Below are 10,215 nucleotides of genomic sequence, written 5' to 3'. Positions count from 1 at the left end.
GCAGATCTTCAGGGCGCTCGCAGCCCTTCAGAAGTTCGTCCAGCAGTTCCTTGGAAATCGTCATCGTCCTTGCTCCTCTCAGGAAGCATGGACCAGATCCCGGTTACACAGAAGATCGGACACTCTCCGAGTTTTCGGCGACTTGATAGCCGCGACGATGAATTTCGCGCATAAACAGATCCATTCCAACGAACCGTTCAATGTCACGGGCCTTGCGCCGGATCACGGCGCCTTGTTGCACTGCCTTGCAGGCGAAAAGGTCATGCAGCCAGACTTCGGGCGACAAAGGAGAATAACGGCTATACATGACCGCAGATTCGCTAAAGTTGGTTAAAAGCCCGTTAAGACGCTTCATTTTCAGGATAGGAATTCCCAGCTTTGCCAACTATCGCCCTTCGTTCGAGGCGAAACAGAAACCTGATGCGGTAAAGTCCGCCTTTACTTCCGCCGCCGTTTCACACCACCCCGTTGCCCCGGCTTGCCGGCTGTAGACCGCGGCTTTACCGCATTATCTACGGCATCATCGACTACCGATTGCCGTGCCAGCGGGTCGTCGGCAATAGCAAGTTCGACGGCTTCAAGCCGCTTCACCTCGTCGCGCAAACGCGCCGCTTCCTCAAACTCCAAATTTTCGGCGGCCTTGCGCATATCCGTGCGCAGCCCGTCCAGATGTGCTTTCAGGTTCGCGCCCGGTTTGACATTGTCAACCTTGGCCGTCACCCGCGCCATGTCGGTATCGCCCTGGTAGAGGCCTGCCAGCACATCTTCCACATTCTTGCGCACTGTGGTCGGGGTGATGCCATGTGCCTGATTATAGGCGATTTGCTTGTCGCGACGGCGGTTGGTCTCGCCCAAAGCCCGCTCCATACTGCCGGTGACGCGATCAGCATACATGATAACGCGGCCATCTGCGTTCCGTGCTGCCCGCCCGATGGTCTGGATAAGCGAGGTTTCGGACCGCAGGAACCCTTCCTTGTCGGCGTCCAGAATGGCGACCAACCCGCATTCGGGAATATCCAACCCCTCGCGCAGCAAGTTGATGCCGATCAGCACATCGAACGCGCCCAAGCGCAGGTCACGCAGAATTTCGATCCGTTCGATCGTGTCGATGTCGCTATGCATGTAGCGCACGCGAATGCCTTGCTCATGCAGGTATTCGGTCAGGTCTTCGGCCATGCGTTTGGTCAGCACGGTGCAGAGCACGCGCAAATCCTTGGCTGCGACCTTGCGGATTTCATCCAGCAGATCATCGACCTGAGTGGCCACAGGGCGGATTTCGACTTGCGGGTCCAGAAGCCCGGTGGGGCGAATGACCTGTTCGGTGAAAACGCCGCCTGCCTGTTCCAGTTCCCATTTGGCGGGGGTGGCAGACACGAACACCGATTGCGGGCGCATGGCGTCCCATTCCTCGAATTTTAGCGGGCGGTTGTCCATACAGCTTGGCAATCGGAAGCCGTGGTCAGCCAGCGTCATTTTGCGGCGGAAGTCCCCCTTATACATGCCGCCGATCTGCGGCACCGACACGTGGGATTCGTCCGCGAAGACGATTGCATTGTCCGGGATGAACTCGAACAGCGTGGGCGGTGGTTCGCCGGGCGCGCGACCTGTCAGGTAGCGCGAGTAGTTTTCAATTCCGTTGCAAACGCCGGTTGCTTCCAGCATTTCCAGATCGAACTTAGTGCGTTGCTCCAGCCGTTGCGCTTCCAGCAATTTGCCCTCTGCCACGAATTGATCCAGCCGTGTCTGAAGCTCATGCTTTATGCCCTTGGTGGCCTGTTGCATCGTTGGGCGCGGGGTCACGTAGTGGCTGTTGGCGTAGATACGGATTTGCTCGAAACTGTCGGTCTTGGCGCCGGTTAGCGGGTCGAACTCGAGGATCGCTTCCAGCTCTTCGCCAAAGAAAGACAGCCGCCACGCGCGATCTTCCAGGTGGGCGGGCCAAACTTCGATCACGTCACCGCGCACGCGGAAACTGCCGCGCTGGAAGGCCGCGTCATTGCGCCGGTAGGCCTGCGCCACCAGTTCTGCCATAACCTTGCGGGGGTCATAAACCTCGCCCACCTTCATGTCTTGGGTCATGGCCGAATAGGTCTCTACCGACCCGATACCGTAGATGCATGACACCGACGCCACGATAATCACATCGTCGCGTTCCAGCAGAGCACGGGTGGCCGAATGGCGCATCCGGTCGATCTGCTCATTGATCTGCGATTCCTTTTCAATGAAGGTGTCGGATCGTGGAACATAAGCTTCTGGCTGGTAATAGTCGTAATAACTGACGAAATATTCGACAGCATTGTCGGGAAAGAAGCCCTTGAACTCGCCGTAAAGCTGCGCGGCCAAGGTCTTGTTCGGGGCAAGGATGATCGCAGGCCGCTGCGTTTCTTCTATGATCTTGGCCATGGTGTAGGTCTTGCCGGTGCCGGTGGCACCCAACAAAACCTGATTATGTTCGCCGTCACGCACCCCCTGCGCCAATTCGACAATCGCGGTGGGCTGGTCCCCCGCCGGTTGGAAGGGGCTGGCCATGCGAAACCGCTTGCCGCCTTCCAATTTGGGGCGGGTCAGAACATCGGGGCGTTCAGCGGGCAGATTGGTGTTATTATGAGGCATGGGGGCTGGTCCTTCGTGTGCCTTATAGGTGGGGGCGCGGGCCAGGGGGTCAACCCGGTTCTTGCACGCTGTCTTGCACGACGCGCCGGGGCGCGCTAGCCATAACCGAAACGGAGCGCAGATGTTCGACACCCTTACTCGCAGCAAGCAGATATTGGCCGATCTGGTCGCTTTCCCATCGATTTCGGCGGATGGCAACCGCGCCTTGACAGAGCATATCGCGGCCCTGCTGTATGCGGCGGGCGCCCGCATGTGGACAGAGGCCGACGTGACAGGCACCAAGCTGAACCTGTTCGCCACCATCGGGCCGGATGCGCCGGGGGGCGTGATCTTGTCAGGTCATACCGATGTTGTCCCGATAGAAGGCCAGCCCTGGACCAGCGACCCGTTTACAATGGTCGAACGCGACGGTCGCCTTTACGGGCGCGGCACCTGCGACATGAAGGGCTTCGTTGCCGCCTGCGTGGCCATGGCCCCGGTCTTTGCCGCGCGCGATCTGAAAGTTCCGGTGCATTTCGCATTTACCTATGACGAAGAAATTGGCTGCCTTGGGGGGCAAGCCCTGACCGCAACGCTGGCCGCGCGCGGGATTACACCCGCCGCCGCGATTATTGGCGAGCCGTCGATGATGCAGCCGGTCGAAGGGCACAAGGGGTGTTTTGAATACACCACCCGCTTTACTGGGCTGGAAGGTCACGGCTCCAGCCCTGATCTGGGGGTGAACGCTGTGGCATATGCCGCGCGCTGGGCTGTGCGACTGGCCGAATTGGGCGCGGTGCTGAAAACCCGCACTCCGGCCAGTAGTGCCTTCGTCCCTCCGCATAGCACGATCAATATCGGGCTTTTGGCCGGCGGCGTTGCACATAACGTGATCCCCGGCGCGGCGCGGCTGGAATGGGAAATGCGGCCAGTCACGCCAGAGGACGCTGATTTCGTGAAGGCCGAGATGGCAATCCTGCGCAGCGAGATGCTGACCGAGATGCGCGCCGTTTATCCGGGCGCGGCGATAGAGACGGAAACCATTGCAGAAGTTGTCGGCCTGACACCGTATCCCGGCAGCGCCGCCACCCGGTTGGTCATGGACCTGACAGGCGCGAACCGTGCCGGGTTGGTGCCGTTTGGCACAGAGGCCGGGCTGTTCCAGGAGATCGGCATCCCGTCTGTTATCTGTGGGCCTGGCGATATTGCACAGGCCCATAAACCAGATGAATTTCTATCACTGGATCAGCTTTCTGTCTGTCTGGCGCTGCTCGACAAGTTGTCCACGCGGTTGGAGCGCGGCACGCTTTAAAGCGTATCTTGCTGCATGTGCGCCGCCATTGCCGCGCCGACGCGGCGCGAGATATCGACGAACACAGAATCGAAAGCGCGGAACATGGCGCGGTTGAACGCATCGCCCTCGGGGCTGGCGGCATAGTCGATATAGCTCTGCATGTCCTCGGGGCTGAGCGGTTGATAGGCCAGCAGGAAATAGGATTCCGCCCAATCCGTAACATCATCGCGAATTGCCTGTTCCTGTGCCCAGACCAAGGTCAGCAAATCGGCCCCGGCCATGCCCGCCATCCACCCGGCATCGACCATGCCTGTGTAATAGGCCAGCGACGTGTTCAGGCCGAGCGAGACATTCAACTCGATCAGATCATTCACCGCGATCCGCTCGCGGGCACGCGCAAGGGCATCGGCACGCGGGCTTCCGTCGGGGGCTTCGCGCGCGGCCGTTAGCGCAATTCGGGCGCTCGCATCGATTTCTTCGGATAACAAGGCGCGCCGTGCGCTGACCTCCAGTTGCAGCACGCGGCGTCCCAGATCGCTTTGCGCGAACCGAAGCGCATCCGCGCGCGTCGCTGGCCTGAGCGCGGCGCCTAGGGCGGTGATGAAGTCATCATGCATACGGTCGGCATCATAGATGCGGTTGATCGCGCTTTCCCACCCGACGCGCCCCGCCGCATTCTGTGACACAGCCGGATCGCTCAGCGCCGCCATGCGGCCTTCCTCTGCCATGATGTCGAACAACTCGGGCAGCAAATAGGCGTCTGACAAGCTGTCGGCACGCAAGTGATGTGCCGGCAAAATGAAGGACGCCGCCATGACCCCCCAAAACGCAACAATGACGATTCTCAGCATTTAAACTCCGTGAGGCTATCCGGTTCGTGAAAGGATAGGCCAAATGGCCCGCACGACCAAAACACTTTCCTGCGTTCATGGCCCAGGTGCCATAGGATTTTCCGCTTGCACAGCAGGGTGTGACGCATTAAGCCCCACCCGACCGCGGAGAGGTGCCGGAGTGGTCGAACGGGGCGGTCTCGAAAACCGTTGTCCCTTCACGGGGACCCAGGGTTCGAATCCCTGTCTCTCCGCCACTAAATACCATAAGTGATTGTTTTATAGGGAAAATTTGCAAAGCAGGTTTTCCTACGTGTCATCCAGAGTGTATTACCGAAAACGCTTGAAAACCCTTCCGAGCAGCACTGATGAGTCCGGCCATGCCGGACGCTTCGACCCGGCGCGGGTCTCATAGAGCGCGCGTTCCGCGCATCATCTTTTTCTCTAACCGCCCAGCATCCGCCCCCGTCCCGTTCAAGGGGCGAGCGCCGCGCGTTGCGCGTCGGTTGCGTCGGGGCCCGTGTCCTCGCCTCCGGCTGCGGGCCGCACCAGCCCCGTCTCACCCCCTTGACCGAGCCGTTCGCGGTCGCGGGTCGGGCTGCGCCCTCCCCCCTCTGCTCCGCCCGAAACATGCGTTTCAGCCAGATCAGATCGGCGAGGCGCTGCCCATAGGCGGAGGGGGCAAGGGGCCCGGACCGCCGGACCGGAGACAGGAGGCCACAGATGGCTAAGATTCAGTTCGACGTGTATCAGGAAGTTACAGACGCGATTTTGGCAGAGATCGAGAAGGGGACGCCCCCGTGGCGTCAGCCGTGGAGCGGGGGGGCGGTGGCGGCGCTTCCCCAGAAATGGAACGGCGAGGATTATTCGGGAATCAACGTGATCTTGCTATGGGCGACCGCAGCCACACGCGGCTTTGCGTCTTCGCGTTGGATGACTTTTCGTCAGGCGAAAGAACTTGGCGGCATGATCAGAAAAGGGTCGAAATCTTCGACCTCGATAAAATACGGGACGTTTGAGCGGGAGAACGCGGAAACCGGGCTGCACGAGCAGGTGCCGTTTGCGCGGGCATATCGCGTCTTCAACGCTGACCAGATCGAGGGGTTGCCCGAAGAGTATTATATCCAGCCGGAACCGGGCCGGACCTTTGACACAGAAACCGATGCGCGGCTGGACTCTTGGCTCATGTCGCGGGGGGCCGACATCCGATCCAGCGACGAGCCGAGCGCCTATTACCACATGAAACTCGACCAGATTCACCTTCCCCGGGTCGAACATTTCTATTCGCCGTCGGGATACTACGCGACGGCGTTGCATGAATTGATGCACTGGACCGGGCATCACACGCGCCTTGCGCGGCTGGACGAGGCCGGGGAGGTTAAGGGGCGGCGCGACTATGCCTTCGAAGAGCTGGTCGCGGAGATCGGAGCTTGCATGGCGTCGGTGACGCTGGGGATCGCCCCCGACTTCAGCCAGAGCGCGGCATATGTGGAGAGCTGGGCGAAGGTCTTGAAGCAGGACAAGCGCGCGATATTCCGGGCCGCAGCGCAGGCGCAGGCGGCGGCGGATTTTGTCCGGCCTGAAGAGGCTGAGAACGCGGTGGAGGAAGCCGAAGCCGCCTGAACTGTGAAGGGGGCGCGGCCTAGGGGGCGCGCCTCACCCCGAAGGCTGCCCCGCCCGTCAGCGGCGAAGGGGGCCATATGGTGTCAAGGAGGCATCAGCCAGAAGACGCTGGGCTCCGCGATTGCGGGGCCCGGCCCGGATGATGTTGGGCCGGTTCGCCGCAAAGCCATGACGAACCGGCCATTTCGCTCCCGGTCACCGGGAGCGACCAGCGTGCGCCGCTGGACCACTCTCATAGAGAAAGGGAAATTGGGGGAAGGTTAGCGCCCAGATATCCATCACACACCTACTTCTTCGGTGAAAAAGAGTGAGGGAGTGAGGGAAGTGAGGCAACTTCCTATACTTCTTCTGAAGGTATCTTAGCTACTGTTTCATGGGGTTTAGTGTTCTAGAGAAATGTTAAAGAAAGCGCTTCACTTCCCTCACTCCCTCACCGAGGGCAGGTCGCTGAAGGGCTTGAACCCATCCCATTATTCTATGATTTCTTCGCCAAAGCGTAGCCGCTGGCTCATGGTTAATTGATGAATTCGCCGATAGGCGTTTCGTGCGCCCGTGCGCGTCCCGTCCTTTTTCGGGTCGGTGGCCACGTCCACACGGTCGACTCCGCTGTGGATCAAAGCAGCCCGACCGGCTAAACATTCCGTAGGAAATGTTTTTTCCGCGATCGCGGACGCTTGGGAGGTAACATGTCGGTGCAGCTTCAGGACCTGATCCTTTCCCTGATTCCAGAAGACGGCTCCTCCGTCGGCAACGGAACGATTATAGCGCGACTGCGGGATCACATCCCGACGCTGACGGATGAAGCCTATACCGAAGCAAAGAATGCTCTGATCGAGGAGGGCGTCCTAGGTAGGGGCAAGGGGCGCGGCGGCTCGATCTATCGCGCCGATATCATCGATCTGGAACTGACCGCGCCCGTGCTGTCAGAAGCCAAAGCCACCGCCGCTCCTCGCAAAAAATTAAGTCGTAAGTCGGATGACCCGACCGAGGTTCTGTCGTATCGCCACGACGCCACACGAGTAAACAACCCCGAAGTCGGGATGGTCCATGCGGACACAGACCCCGACGGGGACAAAACCCGTTGGAAATACGACCCCCATCTCGATCCGGTCCTGAACTTCGATTCAGCGCGCGGGGCGATTGAAACGCTGATCGACGATGCGCTGGCCAGTGACGACCCGGTGCGGATGAAGGACGCGCTGCAAGAACTCAAACGCTTGCAGGCCCCTTACCTGAACTGGACGGGCAAGGCAGAGAAGACCTCGTTCGAAGTCGATACCGTCTCGCTCCACGTTCATGAACGGGTGGACCCAGCGACGATCCTGGCCAATGCGGCGAAGCGGCTGAAAGGGCAGGACGCAAGCGCGCAGTGGCGGCAGGCGGACCTGTTTGCTGCGCCGTTTGAGAATCTGCCGCTGCGCCAGGCGCTGGATTTCTATCACCACGAAAAGGGCTGGTCGAACCGGCTGGTGGCGGGGGACAGCCTGCTGGTGATGAACTCACTCCTGACCAAGGAAAGCATGGGCGGCAAGGTGCAGATGATCTACATCGACCCGCCCTATGGCATCAAATACGGGTCGAACTTTCAGCCCTTCACCAACAAACGCGACGTGAAGGACCGGTCAGATGCCGACCTGACGCAAGAGCCCGAGATGATCAAGGCGTTCCGCGACACCTGGGAACTGGGCATCCATTCCTACCTCACCTATCTGCGTGACCGGCTGATGTTGGCGCGGGAACTTCTGACCGAGAGCGGGTCGGTGTTCGTGCAGATTTCGGATGAAAATTTGCATCATGTCACAGAGCTATTGTCCGAGGTTTTTGGAGAGCAAAATTTCATTAGTTTGATTACTTTTGCCAAAACCAGCAGCGCAACTTCTGGGACTTTGTCCAGCATCTCCGACTATTTGATTTGGTTCGCAAAAGACCGTGACCAAATGAAATACAGGCAAATCTACAACATGAAAGAAATCGGTGGTCAGGGGGCCTCCGGTTACACGTCCTATGAGGACACGAAAGGACAAATTCTAAGAGGGTATCCTTCAAAGGATGGTGAAAGGTCACTTACCACTGGCGACCTTACCAGTTCACGGCCTGCTGGTGATGGCGACCTGCAAGAGTTTCTTCACATGGGGGTGACTGCGACCCCCGGCAAAGGAACTTTCAAAAGCGATGAAAGCGGTTTGTCCCGTCTATCGCTGTGTGGACGTTTAGTAAATGTTGGGAAGAACATCCGTTACAAGCGTTACTTCGACGACTTCCCAGTATTTCCAATCAATAGCAGTTGGACCGACACAGGCATCGCTGGATTCGCATCCGACAAGCAATATGTTGTTGAGACATCGGTAAAAGTCATCGAACGCTGCCTCCTGATGACGACCGATCCCGGTGATCTGGTGCTCGATCCCACCTGTGGCTCCGGCACCACCGCCTTTGTCGCCGAGAAATGGGGGCGGCGCTGGATCACCTGCGACACCTCGCGCGTGGCGATCACGCTGGCCAAGCAGCGTCTGATGACCGCCAGTTTCGACTATTACGCCCTGCGCTATCCGCATGAGGGGCTGTCGGGTGGCTTTGATTACGAAACCGTGCCGCATATCACGCTGAAGTCCATCGCCAACAACCCCGACATCGACACGATCCATGACGAGGATCACCCCAAGATCGCGGCGGCGCTGGACGATCTGAACGCAGCGCTCACATCCGCGCCCCCGCTGCCGATCAAGCCCACCCAAGGCTATCGCAAGGGCAAACAGGTGTCGTTCCGCGATGGCGACGTGCTGAAGGAATGGGAGGTGCCCTTTGACTGGCCCCTCGACAAAGATCGCAAGCCGTTCTGGCCAGAGGCCGCGAAGGCCCCGTTCGAAGCCTTCCACAAGGCCCGCCAAGCCATGCAGCGCCGCATGGACCAATCCATCGCCGATCACGCCGACCAGGAAACGCTCTACGACAAGCCCCGCAAGGACCCGAACAAACTGCGCATCAGCGGCCCCTTCAGTGTCGAGGCGGTGCCCGCGCCGACCGTGTTGTCATTGGACGAAACCCTGCCAGCGGAAGAGGCCGACAGCACCGTCGCCCGCTCCGGTGAGACCTCGCGCCAATCGCTCTGGCGCGATGAGCTGCTCAAAACCGGCGTGCGCGGCAAGGGCGGCAACATGATGACCTTTGCCGAGTTCGAGACGCTGCCAGGCACCCGCTTCCTGCATGCCAGCGGATCGGTCGCGGATACCGGCGAGCGTGTGGTGGTCAGTTTCGGGCCGGAACACGCAGCACTTGAGCAGCGCCAGGTCGAAGAGGCGATGAACGAAGCGTACACGCTGATGCCCAAGCCGAAGTTCCTCCTGTTCTGCGCCTTCACCTTTGACCCCGAGGCCGCCAAGGACATCGACGAGATGAACGTGCCCGGCATGACCTTCCTAAAGGTGCAGATGAACACGGACCTGCTGACCCAGGATTTGAAAAAGGCGCGCTCCTCGAACCAGTCCTTTTGGCTCATGGGTCAGCCCGAGGTTGAGCTGCGCAAGCGCGACGACGGGTTCTGGGAGGTCGAGGTGCATGGCTTTGATTACTTCAACCCCAAGACCGGCGAGATCGAGGGCGGCGGCACCAAGCAGATCGCCATGTGGTCGCTGGACACGGATTACGATCAGCGGTCCCTGATGCCGCATCAGGTGTTCTTCCCCATGGCTGACGCCAAGGGCGGTTGGAACCGGCTGAAGAAAACGATCCGGGCGGAGTTGGACGAGGACCTGCTGGAGCAGTTCCACGGTACCGTGTCGCTACCGTTTGAGGCGGGCGACAACAAGCGCGTGGCGGTGAAGATCGTGGATGACCGAGGCATTGAGTCCCTCAAAATCGTTCCGCTGGAGGGCTGAT

6 protein-coding genes and 1 tRNA gene are annotated in these 10,215 nt (G+C 59.7%); 4 read left to right on the top strand and 3 right to left on the bottom strand.

All coding sequences use genetic code 11. The features are described 5' to 3' along the window. Positions 1 to 103: 103 nt before the first annotated feature. Both M3N55_RS15490 and uvrB read right to left on the bottom strand, forming a co-directional pair. Entirely contained in the window at positions 104 to 385 is a 282-nt protein-coding gene (locus M3N55_RS15490; protein ID WP_249060757.1) for an aspartate aminotransferase, read from the bottom strand. A gap of 53 nt (positions 386 to 438) precedes the next feature. Further along, positions 439 to 2,613 (bottom strand): excinuclease ABC subunit UvrB, encoded by a 2,175-nt coding sequence (gene uvrB, locus M3N55_RS15485; protein ID WP_249060756.1) that lies wholly within the window; start codon positions 2,611 to 2,613, stop codon positions 439 to 441. Between the two features lie 121 nt (positions 2,614 to 2,734). Here uvrB and argE point away from each other — a divergent pair, with 121 nt between their 5' ends. Beyond that, entirely contained in the window at positions 2,735 to 3,904 is a 1,170-nt protein-coding gene (gene argE, locus M3N55_RS15480; protein WP_249060755.1) for an acetylornithine deacetylase, read from the top strand. Here the strand turns inward: argE and M3N55_RS15475 are convergent. Then, positions 3,901 to 4,737, bottom strand: coding sequence for a hypothetical protein (locus M3N55_RS15475; RefSeq protein WP_249060754.1), 837 nt, complete (start codon positions 4,735 to 4,737; stop codon positions 3,901 to 3,903). The genes argE and M3N55_RS15475 overlap by 4 nt on opposite strands. A 146-nt stretch (positions 4,738 to 4,883) precedes the next feature. On the opposite strand from M3N55_RS15475, the gene M3N55_RS15470 reads away from it, so the two are divergent. From M3N55_RS15470 to M3N55_RS15460, 3 genes are all read left to right on the top strand, one after another. Further along, positions 4,884 to 4,973 (top strand) — tRNA-Ser (locus tag M3N55_RS15470). A gap of 466 nt (positions 4,974 to 5,439) precedes the next feature. Continuing rightward, positions 5,440 to 6,339, top strand: coding sequence for an ArdC family protein (locus tag M3N55_RS15465; protein WP_249060753.1), 900 nt, complete (start codon positions 5,440 to 5,442; stop codon positions 6,337 to 6,339). Positions 6,340 to 7,025: 686 nt separating this feature from the next. After that, complete coding sequence (locus M3N55_RS15460) at positions 7,026 to 10,214, top strand: site-specific DNA-methyltransferase (RefSeq protein ID WP_249060752.1); 3,189 nt, start codon at positions 7,026 to 7,028, stop codon at positions 10,212 to 10,214. Position 10,215 lies beyond the last annotated feature (1 nt).

Origin of the sequence: Roseinatronobacter domitianus (assembly GCF_023336755.1) — a bacterium.
Lineage (GTDB): Bacteria > Pseudomonadota > Alphaproteobacteria > Rhodobacterales > Rhodobacteraceae > Roseinatronobacter > Roseinatronobacter domitianus.
The sequence above is the reverse complement of the archived record's forward strand: the minus strand, read 5'-3'. Positions and strand labels throughout refer to the sequence as shown.

Coding starts and splice junctions, on each gene's coding strand:
- argE (WP_249060755.1), top strand. CDS start 2,735: ATGTTCGACACCCTTACTCGCAGCAAGCAGATATTGGCCGATCTGGTC.
- uvrB (WP_249060756.1), bottom strand. CDS start 2,613: ATGCCTCATAATAACACCAATCTGCCCGCTGAACGCCCCGATGTTCTG.
- M3N55_RS15465 (WP_249060753.1), top strand. CDS start 5,440: ATGGCTAAGATTCAGTTCGACGTGTATCAGGAAGTTACAGACGCGATT.
- M3N55_RS15460 (WP_249060752.1), top strand. CDS start 7,026: ATGTCGGTGCAGCTTCAGGACCTGATCCTTTCCCTGATTCCAGAAGAC.
- M3N55_RS15475 (WP_249060754.1), bottom strand. CDS start 4,737: ATGCTGAGAATCGTCATTGTTGCGTTTTGGGGGGTCATGGCGGCGTCC.